This window comes from Bartonella sp. CL435QHHD (assembly GCF_042195095.1).
Classification (GTDB): Bacteria; Pseudomonadota; Alphaproteobacteria; order Rhizobiales; family Rhizobiaceae; genus Bartonella.
This window is the reverse complement of the sequence record NZ_JBHINS010000073.1, coordinates 1-21,916: the sequence shown is the minus strand read 5'-3', so window position 1 is coordinate 21,916 and position 21,916 is coordinate 1. Positions and strand designations below refer to the sequence as shown.

Sequence of the window (21,916 nt, the reverse complement as noted above, 5' to 3'; positions counted from 1 at the left end):
GTGCAATGGGCATTAGCAGGCATCATGGTTTTAGCGGCTGTAACGGGCATAGTGATTGTCGCCAAGCGGTTTCGGGAGCAACGCTTATGATTTTTTGGCTAAAGAAATATTCTCTGATGTTTACAGCGGCTTTAGCCGTTTTTTTTATGGCTTTAGCCAAGGCGTTTCACCTTGGCAAGCAAAGCGAAAGGCAAAAGCAAACAGAGAATGCTTTAAAGACAGCAACAACGCGGCTTGAGGTGGAAAATGAAGTTAATCAAAAAAGTGATGCTGGTGTGCGCTCTGAACTTTCTCGTTGGGTGCGCGGCAAATAGGTCTGTTTCTTGTGGTGGCTGGTTGCCCATTTATTTGGATAATAAGGATGTTGCGGTCATCAGTTCCAACCTTGCAAGAGATATTTTGAAGCATAACAAGCAGGGAGCCCATTTATGTGGTTGGAAAGATGGTCAAGAAACGAAGCAGCAAAGATAAAGATCTTACAGAAAAAGAACAACAGCTCCTTCACGAGATGATAGATACCTACCAAGGTTTAAAGATGATGTCACGCATCATGAAATTGATAGCCTTTGTTGTCTTTATGTTTGTAATAGATTTTTCCCGTTTTGTGGACGCCATAGAGAATAGCTTCTCACATCTTAAAAGATGGTTAACCAAAAGTTAAATATCAAATCTCTCCTTTAAAAATATGATGAAACAAGAATTTACACAAACATTGTTTGCGTGGATGGGTGGTAAACACTATCTGCGTAAGAAAATTATACCGATTTTAAATAATATTGACCATGAAACCTATGTTGAACCGTTTTTAGGCTCTGGTGTTATTTTCCTAAATAAAAGACCAGCAAAATATTCCGTGATTAATGATCTGAATGGAGAGATCACGAACCTGTTTCAATGCGTTCAAAATAACTTTGATGATTTAGCCAAACGACTAGAATGGTTTGTTTGTTCAAGACAGTTGTTTTTTGAACTTGCGGCTATTGAACCAGAGAGCCTTTCCAAAGTTGAAAGAGCCGCACGTTTTTTGTTTCTCCAACGTTGTGTGATGTATGGGAAAAAAGAGTATGTCTCTTTTAGTTTTGGAAGGAAAAGAACGGCAGAGTTTAATCCCGAAAAGCTGTTATCAAGGATGAGGCGTGTTAGACAGAAGCTTCTTGATACGACAATCTTAAATTTGTCGTGGGAACGGGTTATCGAGCTATTTGATGCACCCGACAGTTTATTTTACCTAGACCCGCCTTATCTAGTGAAGAAGAAGTGTTACAGCTCTGGGAATTTTGTTGAAGATGATTTTGTGAGTATGGCAAAAGTTCTCAAAAGCATACAAGGCAAATTTGTCTTGAGTCTAAATGATTGTGATGCGGTTCGAGAGATCTTTAAGGATTTTGNGCATACAAGGCAAATTTGTCTTGAGTCTAAATGATTGTGATGCGGTTCGAGAGATCTTTAAGGATTTTGACTTTTTAGAATTAGAGACCCTTTGGACCTCTGGTTTTGCTAAAAAACCACCCCGAAAAGAACTCTTGATTCGTAATAATTAGAGAGACGTGTTGCAAAATCCTATTCCCTAACTTTTATTTACGCGTCCCTCACTGTAAAAAATATATGGAAAATCAATAAATTATTTTGGATAAAAAAGAGCATGGTGCCCAAAAGAGGACTCGAACCTCCACGCCTTACGGCACAGGTACCTGAAACCTGCGCGTCTACCAATTCCGCCATCTGGGCTCATAAAATTCATCTAAGCGCATGACGCAATTCTGTCAATAAAATTATAGAATTTATTTTTTCAGCTTAAAACGATTGAATTGAATTTTTGGGGAGATCATGATTTTAGAAGTTTAAGGTGTGAGGACTTTCTTTGATAAAATTGTTGAATCCGGATTAAATGTGTAAATAATAGGAATACCGGTCGCTAATTCTTGAGATATAATTTCCTCACCGGAGAGACCTTCAAGCGCCATAATAAGAGCACGAAGAGAATTTCCATGCGCTGCGATTAAAACAGTTTTGGAGCGCAAAATATGAGGCTGGATATGGTAAAGATAATAAGGCCAGATGCGCGCACCGGTGTCGCGTAGGCTTTCTCCATTCGGGGGTGCAATTGTATAGGAGCGGCGCCACATTTGCACTTGCTCTTGCCCCCATTGTTGGCGTACTTCATCTTTATTTAAACCAGAAAGATCACCATAATTACGTTCATTTAATGCAGGATTTTTTATCACTTCTAAATCTGATTGTCCCATTTGCTCTAAAATGTGCTGAGCGGTTTTTTGAGCACGCTGTAAGGTTGATGTATAAGCGATATCAAACTTCAAACCATATTCTTTCAGTTTTTTTCCTGCTGCTATCGCTTCGGCATGACCTTTTTCTGTTAAATCAGGATCTTTCCAACCGGTAAAAAGGTTTTTGAGATTCCATTCACTTTGTCCATGACGAATTAGTGTAAGTATGCGTCCCATTATGCATTGCCTCTATTCTATTGATTGTTTAAAATTCATCGTTCAATCCCAAAACATCGAACATTGAATAAAGACCGCTTTCATGATTTTGTGCCCATAAAGCTGCTTTTAATGCGCCATTGGCAAAGATAGAGCGTTCTTGCGCTGTATGTGAAAGAACAATGCGCTCATTGGAGCCGGCAAAAATGACACTGTGTTCTCCAACAACTGTCCCACCACGTGAACAGGAAAAGCCAATGGTGCCTTTTTTGCGTTTACCTATATGACCATTGCGTTCGTTGACACGCACATTTTTAAGCATAACATTGCGCCCTTCAGCTGCTGCTTGGCCAAGAAGAAGGGCTGTTCCAGAAGGGGCGTCAACTTTGTTAGCGTGATGCATTTCATAAACTTCGATATCAAAATCATCGGCTTCTAATGCTTTAGCAGCTTTCTTTACAAGGTTGGCTAAAAGATTTATTCCAAGGCTCATATTTCCGGATTTGACAATTGTTGTATATTTCGCAAAATCTGCAATTTTTTCTTCTTCTGTTTTGCTAAATCCTGTGGTGCCAATAATATGGACAAGGCTTTTTTGAGCAGCGTAGTTAGCATAAAGAATACTGGCTTCTGGTTGTGAAAAATCTAAAATACCTTCTGTATTAGAAAAGGCATTTTCGGGATCGTCAGTGATACCAATCCCAAGAGAATCTGAACCAATTAAGGCACTGGCATCTTTTCCTACAAACGGTGAGCCTTTGCGTACAAGAACAGCACAAAGTTCTACATCTCTCCTCTGCTGGATTGCTGTAATGAGTTCACGTCCCATTCTTCCATTTGCACCAACAACTGTAAGGCGCATTTTTATCTCCTTATAATACTTTACTGTGCAGTATAGGCAAATTCTTGCCTTCTTTCCAATGGTTCTTTTTCTTTATAGAAAAATTTTTTTCCTGCTTTAATTTATCTTGTTATGCTGTAAAATACTGTTGTTTAGAGCAAGTGATATAAGATCTGCAAATTTAAATAGAGATGTTTTTCGTTAGAGTGTGTGATGAATATTCCTAAGTAAGGTTTGCTTATGTCACCTAAAGGAGATTGTGTATTACTTTACGCTTTTGTTTCTTTCGTTCTTTAAGGGGGGAGCGTTCTTCATGCAAAACAAGACCTCCAAAACAAAATACACCTATGTGGTTAATTCATGCGCTTTTCTTAAAGAAATATTTATCAATTCTTCTAAACTTATTTTATGATAGTGCTCGTGAGTGGTATCACGAGAGAGTATCCATGAATAATATAACATCTATTCTGCGCCACTATCTTTATGCTTCATAAATAGAGAAAATTAGCATTATCATACGTTTTGTTAGCCTTTAATGTTTTAATAATTCTTGGCACTTAGGCATTTTCATTCTTTTCTTTAATATTCTTTCATTTACCAATTCCATTTGTGACGCATAAGAAAGCGATTTTGATTGTTTTAAATGTGATGAAGGTAATGAGAAAAAGGTATTTGGAATTGATGATTAAAGTAAAAAAACGATTATTTATCATTGTATATCAATATGTTACCCATAAATAAAATCACGTAAAAAGGGGATAAAAACAAGGGGCTAACAAGAAGTTGGATTGTTTTCACACGAGAGTTGGTCGGATTCTTCATCTTTTAGGAAAGTCAGTTTAAAAAATTGTTATGTTGTAAAAACGCATGATGAGGATTTTTTTATTATAGAGCAAATAGTATATATGTTATGCAATGCGTTTTTTCATATATTGGGGAGACTTGAGGATAACATGCGTTAAGTATTGTTATTTTATTTGCCTAGCTTCTAATGATGCTACAGCTCTTGTATTTAAAGAGAGTCGTTAAAATGCTTTCTTAAATATTTTTTATTCCTGTGCTAATCTTTTTTTGTGACACGATAAGAAAGTATTTTTTTTGATTCAATTATAATGGGTCTTATTCCCTGTTGAATACGATTATAAATCATTATATCGTTTATACGCATGCATAAAAATTCATAAACCTATAAATATCCTTTAGATAAAATATCACTTTTATTTTTGTTTGTGAGAGAAGGCTAGAAATCAAGATCTGCATAGTGAGCACTTGCAACAATTCCGCGGACGCGATCTGTTAAAAGAGAACGAAAAGAAGGGCGTGATTTTATTCTCATATACCAGTCTTTGGCAGCAGGAGATTGTTCCCAGTCAATTTCCCCTAGAAAGTCAAGTACAGAAATAGAAGCTGCTGCTGCTAGATCTGCATAGGACAAGGCAGAACCGACTAAGCTATCGCGAGAGGCACAGAGCCAATTGAGATAGTTCATATGTGGTAAAATATTGGCACGTGCATTGCGTAAAATTTGTGAATTAGGAGCACCACCGCCAATGGCAAGTGGCATTTCACGTTTATGGATTCGTTCTCGTACGATATGGCGCGTTGCTTCATTTTCGAATTTATTTAAGAACCAGTCATTGAGACGGCGTACTTCTGCACGATCTAAAGGATTTTCCGGAAAGAGCTTATTTTCTTGTCGTAAACTTCCATGTGTTTCGTCTAAATATTCGCAGATAACAAGAGGACCTGATAATGGAACCTCGTGTTCATCGAGAAAAACAGGAACATGACCAGCGGGATTGAGGGCTAGAAATTCGTGTCTTCTTGCCCATTCATATTCTTCAATCAGTTGAGTGGTTACACCATATTCCCCAAGAATGAGGCGTATGAAGCGCGAGGCAGCGGATAGGGGAGAGTGAAAAAGTGTCAGCATAATTTACACTATCAAATAGAGTTGAAGAGAATTCTTTCAAGTAATCATTTTTATAAAGATGCTTGACTAGAAGTACAAGATCATTAGCAGCTGCTAGTAATTATAATTAATAAATTGTTAATGACCAAGAATTGTTCTCTTATGCGATGGTTTGCAAAATGGCAGCACGTAATTCTTCTAAACCGATAGCTTTTTCTGAAGAGGTTACAAGAAGCTCAGGATAAGCTGCTGGGCGTTTAAGAAGCTTTGTTTGTGTGCTCATAATTAATTTTTCCAAGGCATTTGATTTGATTTTATCGCTTTTTGTCAAAACAATTTGATAAGAAACGGCTGCTTTATCAAGGAGAGCAAGAACATCTTCATCATTATTTTTGATTCCGTGCCGTGAATCAATCAAGATATATACACGTTTTAACGTTGTGCGCCCCCGTAAATAGCTAAAAATCAAATTTTTCCACTCATCAACAAGATTTTTAGGAGCAGCAGCAAAACCATAACCAGGCATATCTACTAATGCTAGAGGGGGAAGGTCTCCTAGTTGCCCACTGAAGCCATCGGGGACAAAATAATTAAGCTCTTGAGTCCGTCCTGGTGTATTTGAGGTACGTGCTAAGCTTTTTTGTTGAACGAGTGCGTTGATTAAAGATGATTTTCCAACATTGGAACGTCCTGCAAATGCAATTTCTGGTGGTCCTTCGGGGGGGAGAAAGCGTATTGCTGGTACACCACGAATAAAAATCCAATTGCGAGAAAAAATTCCAGAAAGGGAAGAATCTCTTGTCATTCACGCACTTCTTTTTTGGGTGATCTTCTCCAGATGGCTTTCAGATTATCAAAAAGCTCAATTTTAACTCCTTGGCGCTTCATCATGATACCTTGCTGAATGATTGATAATATATTGTTCCATGCCCAATAGATGACGAGACCAACAGGGAAAGAGGCGAGCATAAAAGTAAAGACAACAGGCATCCATGTGAATATCATCGCTTGGGTTTGGTCTTGAGGAGCGGGATTCATACGCATTTGTAAAAACATCGTTATTCCCATAATCAAAGGCCATGCACCAATCATAAGAAATGTTGGCGTTGTATATGGCAAGAGACCAAACAAGTTAAAAAGAGAAGTTGGATCGGGTGCCGCTAAATCTTTAATCCAGCCAAAGAAAGGGGCATGGCGCATTTCAATGGTGATATAGAGAACTTTATAAAGAGCAAAGAATATTGGGAATTGAACCAACATCGGCCAACAGCCTGCAAGGGGATTTATTTTTTCGGTTTTATATAGTTCTATTATTGCCTTTTGTTGTTTGGTTTGGTCATCGGGATACTTTTCTTTTATTTCTAGCAACCGCGGTTGTAAAAGCTTCATGCGTGCCATAGATTTATAAGATTTATTGGCTAGAGGGAAAAGAAGAGTTTTTAAGAGCACTGTGACAAGAAGGATGGCTATACCAAAATTCCCTGTTTGTTTATAAAGAATATCAATGAGGGAAAACATTGGTTTGGTGATGAAATCAAACCAGCCCCAATCAATTAAAAGAGCAAACTTTTTGATTTTTAGGTCATTTTGATAACTATTAATAATTTCAACTTGTTTTGCACCAGCAAAAAGACGATTTGTAACAGTTTTTGTTTCATTTGGGGCAATCGTTAAAAGCGACCCTAGCAAGTCAGACTGATAATGTGTTTGCAAACGATCAAAATAAATAAAACGGCTTGTATATTCTTTATTTTGCGGGGGAATAACTGCTACAGCCCAATATTTATCGGTAATACCAATCCAACCTCCTGTTACTTTGGAAAAAGTCACGCTCTTTTGCCCATTATCAGGATTTGGGTCAAGCTCTGCTAAGGTTTTATATTTTTCAGTTTTGAGCGAATCTCCAGCAATACCTATCATACCTTCATGAAGTAAATAGGTTGCATTTGTATGTTCTGGTGGTGCAGCACGTGCAACGCGGGCATAGGACGAGAGATGTATTGGTTGATCACTTTCATTGCTGATAGAATCCTCAATGGTAAACATGAAATGATCATCAACAGAAAGGGTCCGTCGGAAGATTTGTCCCTGTCCATTATTATAAATTAAAGTGATAGGTGTTGAAGGAGTCAGGATTGTATTGTTTCCCTCTACTTGCCATTTTGTATCCGATTGTGGCAAGGCTTTTGCTGGCAAAGACGCACTTGCAAAACCAAATTCAGCAAGGTAGGTCGTTTTGAAACCTTTAGGGTTTAGCAAATCGATTTCCGGTGATTTTTTATCGACTGTTAAACGATATTTTTTGAGGTGAAGATCATCAAATTGTGCACCAACAAGATTAATAGAGCCTTCCAGTTCATTGGTTTGGATCGCAATACGCTCTGTTTTGGCCAATACAGCTTTCCGGATTTCAGGTGTCATTGGCTGTTCGATGATAGATGTTGCTTGATGCGTTGAGGTATCGTCAGAAAAATCCGTCGTGGTAGTAGAAAGGGCTGATTGTTGTTTTGACAATTGCTGTGTGATGACATGTTGTTTTTGTAACTTTGCTTGTTTGGGAGCAACATGAAGAAATTGCCATGCGATGAGCACTACGAAAGATAAGCCAATAGCGATAAAGAAATTGCGGTTATATTCCATCCGTACACCCTTGTTGTTGTTGCTGATGTTTTATTTTTGGTTTTATTCGCCGATTTAATTCACTAATCAAGGATGTAAAAGGCGCATGTAACACATCACGGTACGCTACAATGACATAATCTGTTCCTGCTTCCATGTGGTTTGTTACACCAACTCTCACGGCTTCACGCAAGCGCCTTTTAATACGATTACGTTTCACAGCATTACCGTTTTTACGAGTAACAGTGAAGCCTACACGTGCAAAAAGAGAATCTTTTCTTTCTGTTGTTTGTTCACGAGATTTAACTTCGAGCAAAAATAAAGGACCACGTCGTTTTTCTCCTGTACGGGCAGCCAAAAAATCTGCTCTTTTGCGAATACGGCAGGGATGTTTTTTCTTCATAAAAGAACATTTCGCAATTTCACTAAATGCCTGCAAGCAGGCATTAGAGGTTCATAATGAAAGTTTCACAACGAAGAAATGATGAGCAATCCTCAAAGGTTGTGAAAATTTAAATGGTTAGGCAGAGAGCCGCTTACGTCCACGAGCACGTCTTGCAGCAATAACTTTACGTCCTCCAGCTGTGGCCATGCGTGCACGAAACCCATGGCGGCGTTTACGGACAAGTTTAGAGGGTTGGTAAGTACGTTTCATTTATTTAAATACCGCGGAGTGCGGCCCTTCTTAATCTTCGTTTTACGAGCAGTTATGCGCGAGAGGGATAATTTTATCCTATCATACGGCTGTTAACCCATAAGGAAAAATATAAAAAAAGTCAATCTTAGATTGTTTTTCTCTTTCTTGAAAGAATACAAAACACCTTATAACTGTCTGTGACACTTTTTTACAATACTGTAAGAGTGTTAGAAAATAACAATTGAATCTACAGAACGTAAATGGCTAGGGCGTTAAAGAATTAAAGAAAGTGTGACTGATTACTGTATGCTCAATTTAAAATATCCTTTAATATTAAGAGTTTTTTTTTACAAAATTTTTATCAGAATATTCATTAAAGTGGTTGTAGCACAAACATGATTAATAGGATTTATATCAGATTCTATGTTTGAGCTTCTTTATTTAAGGATGGTTTCATATTTTTAAAGAGAATAAGATATAAGTAATGTATACTTTATAATGCTGAGTAAAGTAGAAAATTATCAGGTGATAAGCCTGTAAGTATTTTTTGTTCTTATGCTTGTATTTGCTGGTATTTTTATAGAGAGGAAAGAACGTGGATCCTATCACAAGTGAAGCTGTCCGCAACGTATTACGTACAATCAAAGGACCAGATCTTGAAAGCGATATTGTGTCGTTGGGTCTTCTTTCAGAAATATTGATTGCTGATGGTAAGGTTTTCTTTTCTATTACAGTTCCTGATGGAGGTGTGCAAGAATGGGAATCATTGCGTCGTTCTGCTGAAAAGATGGTATGTGCCTTGGAAGGAGTGAAATCTGTTGTTGTCACACTTACAGCAGAAAAAACAACAAAGGCAGTACCTAGACGGAGAGCAAATCTCTTACCGATCAAAATGCCCATAGAAGGTGTGCGGCATGTGATTGCTGTTGCTTCTGGAAAAGGAGGGGTAGGAAAATCTACGATGGCAGTAAATATCGCCTTAGCTTTACAAGATTCTGGTTTCAAGACGGGGGTGATGGATGCTGATATTTATGGTCCTTCGTTGCCACGTTTGACAGGACTTGTTAATCAAAAACCACAGCTTATTGGAGAAAAAAAGATTCAACCTCTTGAAAAATTCGGACTTAAATTGATGTCGATGGGATTTTTGGTTGAGGAAGAAAAGCCGGTAGTATGGCGTGGTCCTATGGTTATGGCAGCTGTAACGCAATTGTTACGAGATGTTGTATGGGGCCCTCTGGACATTTTAGTCGTTGATATGCCGCCCGGTACAGGGGATGCACAATTAACGCTTGCTCAACAGGTACAATTAACAGGTGCGTTGGTTGTCTCTACGCCACAAGATCTTGCTTTAGTGGATGCGCGTAAAGCAATAGAAATGTTCATGAAAGTCAATGTTCCTATTTTAGGACTCATTGAGAATATGAGTTATTTTATCGCTCCTGATACAGGAAAACGCTATGATATTTTTGGCTATGGTGGTGCACGGGCAGAAGCGGAACGTCGAGAAGTCCCTTTCTTAGCGGAAATACCGCTTGATGCGGCTTTAAGATTTTCTTCAGATGAGGGGGTCCCTATTTTTGTTGCTAAGCCTAGTGAAGAGCATGCTAAACTATATCGTAAAATTGTTGATCAAATAAAAAATCAACTCTTTTGAATGTTTTTTTAAGAGAGTTTATTAAAACACAATCATGAAAGACATAAAAATAGTTTCTTCTTTGTAAGGAGAAGTTTTAATGCGAGAATGGAGTATATTAGGTTAAATAAATAAAAAATTATTCATGCGTTTGGATAACCTGAAGGGGACACAAATTGAAGAGTTGGAGCCGTGAGGTAGAAAAAAATATTGGACTTGAGGCTAAAAGAAGACAGAAAATAAAAGTAATTTAGAAAAATTGTAAAAGGTTGTAAAAAATATTTTAATAATCAATTTTTTCATAAAATAGTATTTTTTCAGGTGTAAAAAAGCATTTTTCGATGTGAGTTTTCTTGATATACATCTTCAACATTTAGTTTTTTCTTATTGAGATGATAAAAATATTGGTCAAGTCTTTTTAGAAGCATTCATTTTTTGCAAAGTAGCCTCAAGAGCGGTTGTTAAAGCATTCCTTCCCCCTTGATGAGAAAAGTAATCTGACAAAAATTCATTTGTTCCACCCTTTGTTGAAAACTCTTTTTCAAGCAGTGCAAAATCGAGAAATGCAGAATGATCCGTTGCTGTAATTTTACGCATTTCATCCGTAAGATTTCCAAACATCATAGTAAGGAATTCTGCTGATTGCTGTTTTTTTAACCCTTGTGTTATAAACCATTGATGGGCAGTTTCTATAAAATTAAAATATACTCCCATAAGTGAACCTGCTGTCATAAAAAGATTAAACTGCTCTTCCTTATCCAGCACTAATGTGCCCCCCAATGCATCAAATAAAGTGCGTAAAAAGGGATGATCGGGATAGATTGGTGTCAAATTTTTGCATTCTGCAACAAAAGGTAATGGAACAGCACGATAAACTTTATGATTAATCCACTCTTCTATTTCTGCTGCTTTTGCCATAGCAAGTACGGAAATAACCAGCTGTTCTGGACGAAAACAAAGAGAGCGCAAAACGTCTTCTGCAATTTGATTGGGCAAGCAAAGAAAAACACAATCACTAACATCGAGCAACGCTTGGTTATTTTCAGCAATCATAACCGTATCATAGGTGCGTGAAAGGCGCTCTGCTGTTTGTGCATTGCGAGGCGAAACAATAATGGAAGAAACATCAAAGGTGCTTGTCATTAAGCCATTCACCATTGAAGCACTGATTGTACCCGTTCCTAAAAAGCCAAGTTTCATTTCTATTTCTCAGTTTTATATTTTTAAAGGAATCTCAATCAACATTTCAGGTGTTTTAACTAACATAAACGCTAATTGAAGAAGCAACACATAACATAGCAAGAATAATCAAGCCCAAATAGATTTTAGGCTTGTCAAAGAGAACGGCAAAAGCAGAAAACCAACCAACAACAGCTGCGGCTAATGCAAATAAAAAACCTGGTTTATTCATAAGTACAATATGCATTGCCATTAAACCACCAATAATGAGCGCTCCAAAAATAATGAGTAAACCTGTTGCAAACTTTTCATAATCATCCATATTTTGCTCCTTATAGCGCTCAATTATTACACACTTTTTAACGCATATGCACATAAAAACGAAATGTTTTTTATTGAATATGGTTAAAACGGGGGGTGTCTTTTATTGATCAGATGTAAAAAATGCAGGGATATGCTGTGGCCAACGCCAAGGTAAAATTGCAACCAAATCAAAGCGCACAGACAAAAGGGCATAATCTTTTTGCCGTGCGAGCCAAATATCGGCAGCTGCTTCAATTCGCCTTTCATTCATTCGGGAAACCGCTTCCATTGCTTCAGCCAACGTTGAACGTGCTTTAACTTCAACGATTAACACAAGATTTCCGCGTCGTGCAATTAAATCAATTTCCCCACATTTTGTTTTAAAACGCCTTTCGGCAATGTGAAACCCTTTGCAACGTAGCCACCAAGCTGCCAATTTTTCTGCACGTACCCCTCGATAAAAAGACTTTTGTCTGCGTTTTTTTTGCATCATTTTATGCATTTTTTAAAAAGATTAATCGCTGAAAAAGTTCCTGCTTTTTTAAACCGGTTTTTTTTGCAACAAAAGCTGCCGCTTGAGCAGCAGAATATGTCCGTGCGCGTTCTAGTAGCATTTCATCAATTTCTTGATCACTTATCACATTTAAAGAAGAAGATGATTCTCCTACAACTACAACAATTTCTCCACGAATATGTGCTTGTTTTCTGTAATTTTCCAACAAGTTCCCCAAATTGGAAACATCTATTGTTTCAAACTTTTTTGTTAATTCACGACAAATGGCAGCAGGTCGATCAGCCGAAAAAAGTGTGACCATATCCTGTAAAGTTTCAACAAGACGATGCGGTGATTCATAAAAAATCAAAGTTGCTGGAATCTCTTTTAATTGTTCCAACCGTTTTCGGCGTTGTAGCTTTCGTGCACTCAAAAAACCTGCAAAAAAAAAGCTATCAGTAGGAAGCCCTGTCGGTATAAGAGCGGCTAAAAGAGCGGATGCTCCAGGAATAGGAATGATTTTATGACCAGCTTTACGGGCCTCTTCCACCAATCGAAATCCGGGATCAGAAATAAGTGGTGTTCCGGCATCTGAAACAAGTGCTACTGTTTTGTTTTCTGCTAAAGCCGCTAAGAGCTTTGGACCCGCTTTTTGCGCATTATATTCATGATAGAGAAAAGTTTTTTTTTGAATACCGTAACGTTCTAACAAAACACGTGTTACTCGCGTATCCTCACACGCTAAAATATCAATTCCTGCAAGCACTTGCAAAGCACGAAGCGTAATATCTGCAAGATTTCCGATAGGTGTTGCCACAAGATAAAGCCCTGATTCTATAACGGGTGCAGAATAAGCATGCGCACCTATAAAATATGCTTTTTCACACATGCTCTTTTCTTTTCATTAAATTCTCCTCACCACAAGATTTTTATCCATACTCATAAGCCATTTTGGCTTATTTTTTACCAGCACATTTTTTATCATTACAAAGGCTTACCTTACTCGAATAATCGATTACACTACAATAAGATAATTTCATATTTAACGTCTTAATTTAACATTATTATCTATTTTGGTCCGCATTATTTTTTCCAGTAAAACAAATTCCAAATGTAATCAATATTCTATCAGCCCCATGATTTTCTATAAAGTTTTTCCTTCGAGAACCAAAAAACAATTTTACCCATGTTATCATCTCATGCTTGGTTATGCTCTTTTAAAAGCTAAGCTTTTTAGATTATTTTCATAATGCCGATTTTTCAAATATTCTATTGATATCCAAACTGTTTTTCTGAGCAAATATAAACAGACTCTTTTGAAGCACAAACAGTTAACTGGCAGCTGACTGTATTGTTATTGATTAAATATAAGCTCTTATCAGCAAAATACTTTATTTTTTCATATTCTCTATAGCTTTAACAGTATAATGAGTACCTTAGAAACGTTTAAGGCTAATTTTTATCTTAAAGATTTGATTTGTAATGGAAAATTTATTATTTTGCCTATTAATTAGGAGCTTTAAATATCGTAACATTATCTCAGCTCTTCTTATAGTCATTAATCAAAATTATTTTCGTGCATCTTGAAACTTTCTCAAAGCAAAGATTATCGCATCATTGGGGATCGCAGAGAAAATGATGCTGCTAGCTTGTACTTTTTATTTCGTAAATATAGAACTGTTCGTTCACAGGAGTGTATTATACCTTTTTCGGATAGTGTCGCGAAATAATTGTTTGATATGAGAGCTATCTCTTAAAAACAAGCCCATGATTGAACAACACAAGTCTGCTTTAATTTTGGATACCTTATTTTTTTTAAGGATATGCTCCTATAAAAAAACTTAAGTAATAAAAGCGGGGACAATACGTTATCTCTTCTTTTTAGAGGATATTGTGATGCTTTTGAAAGTTTTAAAACCAAATGGACAGATGATAGTAAAGAGGAAAACAGGTTTTTTCCTTTCAGGTTTCATATTCTTGCTAAATGAAACTGTATTTTCGTTTCAGAGATTACTCAAATAGAATATGCAATATTTTTGCTCTAGCTACAAAATCTGGAACGGCGTGCAGAGCTTTCATTCATCTTAATCTTTCTTTTAAATATACCACTATGTTCAATTTGGATGTTGATTTACAAGCAACAGCGAAAGCACAAGCTTTATAAACAAACAACTCTATAAAACGCGTCATAGAGTGGTTATGAAAGCTATTTTGGTTTTTATCAGATGTTTTGCTAATAGCGATAGTCTCCATGGCTTGGTATCTGCTTATTCTTACGGTATTTGCATACATTCATTGCAGTATATTGGTAAAGGGCAGTATATTGATAAAGGTTAGATGCAAGGCGATTATCTTTAATGCAAAAATAAAAGGTTAATGTAAGATTTTTTCGTGTCATTATCATTAGAAACATAAAAAGGGCTTGAGCAAGCATGCTCTTTATCTCTTTATCTCGCAATGTTTTTTCTACATTTGTTTGTGGTTTTCTTGAGTGAGCATTACTTGCCAAGTGTAGGAGAAAAAATAAACTTGAAGTGTACCTCCGTAGGTTTTGCTCTTGGCTAGTTAAAACGATTGATGTTTCTTATGAGAGGGCTAAAAGCATTTTGGATCATGTGGGAGAGGGGGTAAAGTAGAACGGGCTTATTTCCTTTCAGATTTTCGAGAACCGCAGTTTTTCCTTTATTGCAGAATTTTCAAGAATATATTCATTATTGTTTTGCCATTTAGATAAAAAAAATTTGATAAAAATATGTTATGTTTTTCTATTGAAAAAAGTTATGTGGTGAAGAGAGTATTTTATATGAGAATAGAGTCCTTTTTACATTGTGAAAGAACGTATGAAGGAAGGTGATTGATAGATTTCTGATCTGGGAAATATTTTTATTCAATGTGTTTTGTATATTTCAATTTTAGGAAAATGAACAATGGTTACATATTGGGATAGAAGGGGCCCTCATTACCTTGCGGACAGATCCAAGTGATATTTTGGTTTGGATCTTTGATATCGCATGTTTTACAATGTATGCAATTTGAAGCGTTGATCATATAAGTCAGATGATCATTATCCTCTAGCCACTCGTAGACAGCGGCGGGACAATAGCGTGTAGAGGGGCCTCCATAGATCGCATATTCAGAGTCTTTTTGTTTTTTTAATGAGGCTATTTTTAAATGACAAGGTTGATTTTCTTCATGATGCGTATTGGAAAGGGCAACACTTGAAAGGCGATCAAAGGTTACAACGCCATCTGGTTTTGGGTAAGAAATGGGTTGAAATTTTTCTGCTGGTTCAAGGCATGCATAGTCTTCCTTTCCATGGGAGAGTGTTTTAAATAAGGAAAATCCGAACAGTTGTTGCCACCACATATCAAAACCAGCAAGTTTAATTCCATATTTTGTCCCATATTTTGCCCAAAGCGGTTTGGCATTTCGCACTTTATAAAGATCTTTTCCAATGAGCCCTTTTCGCCATTGTTCTTCGATTTCTTTAACCTCATCATGGGCACGCCCTTGTGCAAGAGCGGTAGCAATTTTATCGGCAGCTAATATGCCAGATAAGATGGCATTGTGTGATCCTTTGATACGAGGAACATTGACAAATCCAGCAGAGCAGCCAATAAGCGCCCCACCAGGAAAGGTGAGTTTTGGTACAGATTGCCAACCTCCTTCGCTGATAACACGTGCACCATAGGAAAGACGTTTTGCGCCTTTAAAGATTTTATAGAGTTTTGGATGTGTTTTAAAACGTTGAAATTCTTCAAAGGGAGAAAGGTAAGGATTTTTGTAATCTAAGTGCACAACAAAACCGACAGAAATGATATTGTTTTCTTGGTGATAAATAAAGCCACCGCCACCGGTATTATTGTCTAAGGGCCAACCAGTGAAATGTTGTACTAAACCGCGTTGGTGTTTGTTGGGGGCAATTTCCCAGAGCTCCTTGAGACCAAGACCAAATTTTTGTGGTTCTCGATTTTTGCTAAGATTAAAATGTTGTATCAGTTGTTTTGCAATTGAGCCGCGTGCTCCTTCCGCAATCAGAGTATATTTTGCCAATAAAGCCATCCCAGGCATATAATTTTTTCCAGGGGTTCCATCTTTGTTAAGCCCCATATCTCCGGTGAGAACACCAATAATAGCGCCGTTATCTTTTTGGATGATGGGTTCTGTTGCTGCAAAACCAGGATAGATTTCAACACCCAACGCTTCAGCTTTTTTGCTTAGCCAGCGGCAGACGCTCCCAAGCGAAACGATATAACATCCGTTATTTGATAAGATTTTAGGGTGCAAAATATTGGGAAATACTGTGGACTTTTGAGGCTTTAGAAAAAAAAATTGGTCTTGTGTGACAGGGGTTGTGAAGGGATGGTCGTTATCATTTCGCCATTCTGGTAAGAGTGTATCGATACCAATGGGGTCAACAACTGCGCCAGAGAGAATATGTGCACCAACTTCGGTCCCTTTTTCAACAATTGTGACAGAAAGCTCAGGATTAATTTGTTTAAAACGAATTGCGGCAGAAAGCCCTGCAGGTCCTGCTCCGACAATGACTATATCAAACTCCATACTTTCACGTTGGTCATGCAGAGGTGCTTTCATGGCTTATAAAGCTTTCTCCAATTCTGGAATAATTTGGTGGAGATCACCTACAAGGGTGTAATCGGCAATTTGCATGATGGGAGCTTCTTCATCTTTATTAATGGCAACAATAATTTGTGCATCCATTATACCGGCTACATGCTGGATTGCACCAGAAATGCCAACGGCGATATAGAGTTCAGGGGCAACGACTTTTCCTGTTTGTCCAATTTGCCAATCATTGGGAGCATAGCCTGCATCCACTGCTGCGCGGCTGGCACCTAAAGCAGCATTTAATTTGTTTGCAAGAGGAAGAAGCAGGGCCATAAATTTCTCTTGAGAACCAAGACCACGCCCGCCTGATATAATAACACGTGCTGAGGTGAGCTCAGGACGATCACTTTTGTTTGTCTCTGCTTTTACGAAAGAAGAAAGATTTGGATTGGGAGCTGGTGTTATTGTTTTAATGGGAGCAGAATTATTTTGGGAAGGCGTTGGGGTGAAAGAAGCGGTGCGAACTGTTATAATCTTTTTATAATCATTGGTGCGGACAGTTTCAAATGCATTGCCTGCATAAATTGGTCGTTTGAAGGTATTGGGTGAAAGAATGGCGGTAATATCTGAAATTTGCATAAGATCAAGAAGAGCTGCTACGCGCGGCATCACATTTTTCCCAGTACTGCTGGATGCTGCCATGATCACATCATAATCATTTGCTAACGTGAGAATTGTATCTGCCATAGGCTCGGCAAGTTGATGGGCTAAATAGTCTGCTTTTGCAATAAGAACTTGCCGCACACCATTAAGTTTAGCACTATTTTCCGCTATCGTTTGAATTTTTTCTCCGCAAACCAGAATATCGATATCATTACTGAGTACGCGTGCAGCGGTGAGTGCTTTTGCTGTTTCTTCTGTATTATGATCGGCCAATAAAAGAATTGCCATAAGTTTTTGCCCTTTTATGTGAGTGTTGCTTTTACTCTAGTGGTGAGAATATTAAATGCAGTTCTTCTGTTTTAAGGCTCTGACAAGTTCTACTACATTTGCCACTTTTATACCGGATTGACGGGGTTTTGGCTCTTCAACGCTTAAAATTGTTAAGCGTGCTTTCGTATCGACGCCAAGATCAGTAAGAGATTTTTGTTCAATGATTTTCTTTTTTGCTTTCATGATATTGGGGAGAGAGGTGTAACGCGGTTCATTGAGCCGTAGATCGGCGGTCATAACAATGGGAAGGGGAAGACAAAGGGTTTGTGTTCCATTATCAACTTCACGAGTAACTGTAGCATGCCCATTTTCTATGTTAAGATGTGAGGCAAAAGTTGCTTGTCCCCACCCAAGAAGAGCAGCGAGCATTTGTCCTGTTTGGTTGCTATCGTCATCAATTGCTTGTTTTCCTAAAAAGACCATATTAGGTTTTTCTTCATCAACAATGGTTTTGAGAACCTTAGCAATTGCTAAGGGTTCAAGTGTTTGATCCGTTGTGACAAGAAGTGCGCGATCAGCTCCCATTGCAAGTCCTGTTCGTAGAGTTTCTTTGGCTGCTTCTGGGCCAATTGAAACAAGAAGAACTTCTGAAATTTTACCGGATTCTTTTTGGCGAATGGCCTCCTCCACGGCTATCTCATCAAAAGGATTCATAGACATTTTTACGTGAGACAGATCAACGCCTGTATTATCAGGTTTGACGCGTATCTTGATGTTATAATCAACAACACGTTTGACAGCGACAATTATCTTCATAATGATCCTCTTTGTTTGTACGTCATAAGTTTATAGCAATACTCATAAGAAACCAAATTGTTTAGAATGAAGTCTCAATTTATAACTTGTGTTCTCTTTCATATAAGCTTTTTTTACGTTTACTTGTACTTTCTCGTCGTCATTTTCAATCTTCATATTTTTGCATTGCCATAATTGCCCTATTTGCTTGAATAAAAAGTAAAAAAATCAATTTGTCTTGTGAGAATATTTTTTTAGTTCCTTATGCTTTGTTTATGATGGTGCAATAGGTCCTTTATGCAATGAAAAATTAAGTAAAAAAGATAAAAATGGGGGAATGATTTTTCTCTTCAAATCTTGAATACAGAAAAATTAAAGATCTTTCTTTCAAATATTTTAGATAAAGATTGGGGAAAATATTTCTAACAAAAAAGTTTTTGGGAGTTCTTAAAGCTCTATTTACTAAAATAGAGCACACTTTCTCATCATTTGTTGCGATTCTTTTCAAAAAGGTTAATGAGGGGTAGGCGTTTGTGAATACGAAGGGTCATACGATCGGCCAGGCGACCAAACAGGTTAGGAACGATAAAGTCTTTTCTTTTGTTGAACAGAAAGAGAGCATGGATACTTCTGTAGAAGTAACGATGTCGGATATTGCTCAAAAATTACGCACCGTTTATGCGCAAATGCAAATGAAGCATTCGCCTCGTTCTTTAATGCAGCAGAGTTCGGTAGAAGAGCATTTTAAATCTTACTTAGATGATATTAGTCGGGCCATTTTGGCTGAACATTATATACGTCGTCAAAGAGAAAAAAAGCTTTTCCAGTCTTTAGAGCAGATTAAAACAATTGTTCAAAGTTTGCAGAGTGAAAAAAAAAGCTTAGAAGAAGCAGCGGTAACACGACGGGTGTCTCGTTCAAAATCACCTGATTCTGTTGTACAAAAACTTGCTCACATGGAATGTGAGGGAAATCAAGAACGCTTATTACTTCAAAAGGTGCAAAATTTTTCGAAAGAAAACAGCATAATTTCACTCCAAACAAATGTTGAAAATACGGTGCAGCAAGAAGATAGAAGCCCTTTGCCCAGTGATGCTCTGAAATCTTCTTTTAAAAAGGTTGAGGGGGTAGTGGAGCATGCTGTGATAGAAGAAAAAGGTATGATGGGTGCTCAGGCATCTAATCATTGTATTGAGAATGATTTTTCTTCTTTAAGGACGCAGTCTCGGGAACATGTGTCGTTTTTATCTTATTTGCTAAAAAAAGGTGTTCTTTGTTTTTTAACCGTTGCATTTATGGTAGCGATAACGTTATGTTTTTATAGCTTTTTAAAAGGAGCTTGTTTTTTTTAATTTTTATGATGTTGATGTTAATAGATGTGAAATGTATTGCGCATTCGTGTTTGTGCGGAAGCTATAGCAACTAAAATTATCCTTTTAAACACGCAACAGAGATTATTGGAAAAGAGGATAATTGGAGAAGGATTCTCTAATTGTAAAAAAACCTCAAATTATCTTGAAGGTTCTGTAAGTGAGTATTTATTTACCAATTGCTGAAATGTCACTCAATATGCTGATCTTGATTGGTATGGGAGTCGTTGCTGGTTTTTTTTCAGGACTTTTTGGAATCGGTGGTGGGTTTCTCATCACGCCGTTATTGATTTTTTATAATATTCCTCCTGCTATTGCTGTTGGAACAGGTGCTAACCAGATGATTGCGTCATCTGTAACAGGAGCAATTACACATTTTAGAAGACGTACGCTCGATATTAAACTTGGTATTCTTTTGGCGATTGGAGGAGGGATTGGTTCTTTAATCGGGATTCAGGTTTTCTCTGTTTTGAAAAAGTTAGGTCAATTAGACTTAATGATTTCGCTTCTTTATGTGATTCTTCTTGGAAGTGTAGGAAGCTTGATGATCGTTGAAAGTTGGTATGATATGATGCGCAAGCGTAAGGCAGGAAAAGCCAATATTCGTCTTGCTGGTCGACATAATTGGATTCATCACTTACCCTTAAAAATGCGTTTTCGGACATCTATGATATATGTTAGCATTATTCCAGTTTTAGGGATTGGTCTCATTGTGGGGTTGTTGTCTTCTATTATGGGAATTGGTGGGGGGTTCTTTATGATACCAGCATTGATTTATCTTCTGCGTGTTCCAACCAGTGTGGTGATTGGGACTTCACTTTTTCAGATTACATTTGTGTCTTCTTTCACGACAGTTTTGCAAAGTATGACTAATCAGTCCGTTGATATTGTCTTGGCTTTTTTGTTAATGCTTGGAGGAAGTATTGGTGCGCAATATGGAACACGGGTTGGACGGAAGTTAAAGGCTGAACAATTGCGTATGGCACTTGCATTTTTAGTGTTGATTGTGTGTATGCGTCTTGCTTTTCAATTATTTATACGCCCTGATAATCTTTTCTCTCTGGATATTCTTATGAGATAAAAATGGGTAGATTATTTTCTTTATACATCATTACAGGTTGCTTTTGTTTTATTTCTTTTTCTACATGGTCACATGTTGGGACGCCAGCTACATTCATTGATCAAGTTGACCACGAAACTGTCCAAATTATTGTAACAACGAATACGATTACTGTGGATGCAAATTTTGCTGGTCGTGATCTTTATATTGCTGGTGTTTTGGAAAATATTGATCCGTTATATTCTCGACAGAACCGTTATGATATTGTTGTAAGCTTGGAGGGACAAGATCGGACAATGGTGATGCGAGAAAAAAAACGCAATGCCGGTGTATGGGTCAATACAGATTCTCTTATTTTTAAAAAGGTTCCTCTTTTTTACTCTATGGTCACAACACGTGAAATTGACGATATTACGAGCATTGAAGATTATAAACGCTTAGGGTTAGGATTACTCTATTTGCCATTGCAGACGGATGAACAAGATCAGAAAAAAATACAAATCTTTCGCGATGAACTTATAAAATTGCAAAAAGCTAAAAGCCTTTATTATGAGGAAGTGGGTGGGGTTCGTTTTGGTTCTGACACACTTTTCACAGCGCATTTTCGTTTGCCAGCAAATATCCCGGTTGGACATTATAAAGTTCGTGCTTATCTTTTTCGTGATGGACAGTTTATTGATAGTGCAACAACGACTCTTGAAATTGTTAAAGCACATATCACCTATACAATTTTTTATGCAGCGCACAAGTATCATTTTTTATATGGTATTGTTGCAGTGATTATTGCTATTACTACAGGATTTTTGTGTCGTTTGATTTTTCGAAAAGATTAACGCAAGGAAAATGTTAAGGCTTTTATTTTTTATGAAAAATTCGTAAGATAAGAAAAATAGGCACAACAACAATAGCTCCTGTCATAGTTATATGGAAGAAATTTGTAAGCGTTATAAATCCTGCTTCCCATAGTGATTGAAAAAAATCGACTATTTTTTGTATGAGGTTTCGAGGTGTCCATCCCAAAAAATTCATTACGATACCAATGAAGAATGAAAGGATAAGCAATTTTAGACTAACGCGGCTTGATTTTTCTCCAAGAAACGCATGAAAAGAATCTAATAATTTTTTTTT

Annotated in this window: 22 protein-coding genes, 1 tRNA gene and 1 pseudogene; 8 read left to right on the top strand and 16 right to left on the bottom strand. The window is 37.3% G+C overall.

The annotated features are described in order from the left end of the window. From ACFILH_RS05835 to ACFILH_RS05820, 4 genes and pseudogenes are all read left to right on the top strand, one after another. Positions 1-90: pseudogene (locus ACFILH_RS05835) on the top strand (DNA adenine methylase); the annotation flags it as partial. Beyond that, positions 87-314 carry a hypothetical protein gene (locus ACFILH_RS05830; RefSeq protein ID WP_012754703.1) on the top strand — a complete coding sequence of 76 codons (228 nt, stop codon included), beginning with the start codon at positions 87-89 and terminating at the stop codon, positions 312-314. The pseudogene ACFILH_RS05835 and the gene ACFILH_RS05830, both read left to right, overlap by 4 nt. A gap of 116 nt (positions 315-430) precedes the next feature. Next, positions 431-661: a hypothetical protein gene (locus ACFILH_RS05825; RefSeq protein ID WP_375667503.1), complete on the top strand. Its 231-nt coding sequence runs from the start codon at positions 431-433 to the stop codon at positions 659-661. Between the two features lie 63 nt (positions 662-724). Next, positions 725-1,423, top strand: coding sequence for a DNA adenine methylase (locus ACFILH_RS05820; protein ID WP_375667501.1), 699 nt, complete (start codon positions 725-727; stop codon positions 1,421-1,423). A 220-nt stretch (positions 1,424-1,643) separates the two neighbouring features. On the opposite strand, the gene ACFILH_RS05815 is transcribed toward ACFILH_RS05820, so the two are convergent. The 8 genes from ACFILH_RS05815 to rpmH form a co-directional block, all read right to left on the bottom strand. Then, positions 1,644-1,728 (bottom strand) — tRNA-Leu (locus ACFILH_RS05815). Between the two features lie 113 nt (positions 1,729-1,841). Further along, the gene (locus ACFILH_RS05810) at positions 1,842-2,462 is read right to left on the bottom strand and encodes a 2,3-bisphosphoglycerate-dependent phosphoglycerate mutase (RefSeq protein ID WP_375643632.1); all 621 of its coding nucleotides are present in this window, start codon (positions 2,460-2,462) and stop codon (positions 1,842-1,844) included. Between the two features lie 28 nt (positions 2,463-2,490). After that, positions 2,491-3,303, bottom strand: a complete 813-nt coding sequence (gene dapB / locus ACFILH_RS05805) for a 4-hydroxy-tetrahydrodipicolinate reductase (RefSeq protein WP_375643631.1) — start codon at positions 3,301-3,303, stop codon at positions 2,491-2,493. Between the two features lie 1,219 nt (positions 3,304-4,522). Further along, a complete protein-coding gene (locus tag ACFILH_RS05800) occupies positions 4,523-5,215 on the bottom strand; it encodes a glutathione S-transferase family protein (RefSeq protein WP_273790709.1) in 693 nt (230 codons plus the stop codon). Positions 5,216-5,354: 139 nt separating this feature from the next. Then, a complete protein-coding gene (gene yihA, locus ACFILH_RS05795; RefSeq protein WP_273790710.1) occupies positions 5,355-5,999 on the bottom strand; it encodes a ribosome biogenesis GTP-binding protein YihA/YsxC in 645 nt (214 codons plus the stop codon). Next, a complete protein-coding gene (yidC, locus tag ACFILH_RS05790; RefSeq protein WP_273790711.1) occupies positions 5,996-7,834 on the bottom strand; it encodes a membrane protein insertase YidC in 1,839 nt (612 codons plus the stop codon). Before yidC ends, yihA begins: the two co-directional genes overlap by 4 nt. After that, positions 7,824-8,216, bottom strand: a complete 393-nt coding sequence (gene rnpA, locus ACFILH_RS05785; protein ID WP_273790712.1) for a ribonuclease P protein component — start codon at positions 8,214-8,216, stop codon at positions 7,824-7,826. The genes yidC and rnpA overlap by 11 nt, the downstream gene beginning before the upstream one ends. Positions 8,217-8,333: 117 nt before the next feature. Then, the gene (gene rpmH, locus ACFILH_RS05780) at positions 8,334-8,468 is read right to left on the bottom strand and encodes a 50S ribosomal protein L34 (protein WP_005864709.1); all 135 of its coding nucleotides are present in this window, start codon (positions 8,466-8,468) and stop codon (positions 8,334-8,336) included. Between the two features lie 577 nt (positions 8,469-9,045). Between rpmH and ACFILH_RS05775 the strand changes: the two genes are divergently transcribed. Then, the gene (locus tag ACFILH_RS05775; RefSeq protein WP_375637833.1) at positions 9,046-10,107 is read left to right on the top strand and encodes an Mrp/NBP35 family ATP-binding protein; all 1,062 of its coding nucleotides are present in this window, start codon (positions 9,046-9,048) and stop codon (positions 10,105-10,107) included. Positions 10,108-10,494: 387 nt separating this feature from the next. On the opposite strand, the gene ACFILH_RS05770 is transcribed toward ACFILH_RS05775, so the two are convergent. The 7 genes from ACFILH_RS05770 to ACFILH_RS05740 all read right to left on the bottom strand — a co-directional run bounded on the left by ACFILH_RS05770 (position 10,495) and on the right by ACFILH_RS05740 (position 18,379). Next, complete coding sequence (locus tag ACFILH_RS05770) at positions 10,495-11,286, bottom strand: pyrroline-5-carboxylate reductase (RefSeq protein ID WP_375643627.1); 792 nt, start codon at positions 11,284-11,286, stop codon at positions 10,495-10,497. 55 nt (positions 11,287-11,341) lie between these two features. Then, positions 11,342-11,587, bottom strand: coding sequence for a hypothetical protein (locus ACFILH_RS05765; RefSeq protein WP_273790715.1), 246 nt, complete (start codon positions 11,585-11,587; stop codon positions 11,342-11,344). A 102-nt stretch (positions 11,588-11,689) separates the two neighbouring features. Continuing rightward, entirely contained in the window at positions 11,690-12,058 is a 369-nt protein-coding gene (locus tag ACFILH_RS05760) for a YraN family protein (RefSeq protein ID WP_273790744.1), read from the bottom strand. Between the two features lie 4 nt (positions 12,059-12,062). After that, the gene (gene rsmI / locus ACFILH_RS05755; protein ID WP_375667499.1) at positions 12,063-12,950 is read right to left on the bottom strand and encodes a 16S rRNA (cytidine(1402)-2'-O)-methyltransferase; all 888 of its coding nucleotides are present in this window, start codon (positions 12,948-12,950) and stop codon (positions 12,063-12,065) included. 2,042 nt (positions 12,951-14,992) lie between these two features. Continuing rightward, entirely contained in the window at positions 14,993-16,657 is a 1,665-nt protein-coding gene (locus ACFILH_RS05750) for a 4Fe-4S dicluster domain-containing protein (protein ID WP_375643626.1), read from the bottom strand. A gap of 3 nt (positions 16,658-16,660) precedes the next feature. After that, complete coding sequence (locus tag ACFILH_RS05745; RefSeq protein WP_273790718.1) at positions 16,661-17,581, bottom strand: electron transfer flavoprotein subunit alpha/FixB family protein; 921 nt, start codon at positions 17,579-17,581, stop codon at positions 16,661-16,663. 51 nt (positions 17,582-17,632) lie between these two features. Further along, the gene (locus tag ACFILH_RS05740) at positions 17,633-18,379 is read right to left on the bottom strand and encodes an electron transfer flavoprotein subunit beta/FixA family protein (RefSeq protein ID WP_273790719.1); all 747 of its coding nucleotides are present in this window, start codon (positions 18,377-18,379) and stop codon (positions 17,633-17,635) included. Between the two features lie 512 nt (positions 18,380-18,891). On the opposite strand from ACFILH_RS05740, the gene ACFILH_RS05735 reads away from it, so the two are divergent. The 3 genes from ACFILH_RS05735 to ACFILH_RS05725 all read left to right on the top strand — a co-directional run bounded on the left by ACFILH_RS05735 (position 18,892) and on the right by ACFILH_RS05725 (position 21,621). Then, positions 18,892-19,710, top strand: a complete 819-nt coding sequence (locus ACFILH_RS05735) for a hypothetical protein (RefSeq protein WP_375667498.1) — start codon at positions 18,892-18,894, stop codon at positions 19,708-19,710. Positions 19,711-19,888: 178 nt separating this feature from the next. Continuing rightward, entirely contained in the window at positions 19,889-20,809 is a 921-nt protein-coding gene (locus tag ACFILH_RS05730; RefSeq protein WP_375667496.1) for a sulfite exporter TauE/SafE family protein, read from the top strand. Positions 20,810-20,811: 2 nt separating this feature from the next. Continuing rightward, positions 20,812-21,621: a TIGR02186 family protein gene (locus ACFILH_RS05725; RefSeq protein ID WP_375637830.1), complete on the top strand. Its 810-nt coding sequence runs from the start codon at positions 20,812-20,814 to the stop codon at positions 21,619-21,621. A gap of 22 nt (positions 21,622-21,643) precedes the next feature. On the opposite strand, the gene ACFILH_RS05720 is transcribed toward ACFILH_RS05725, so the two are convergent. Then, positions 21,644-21,916: DUF6460 domain-containing protein (locus ACFILH_RS05720; protein WP_375667494.1), on the bottom strand; the 273-nt coding region annotated here is incomplete at its 5' end.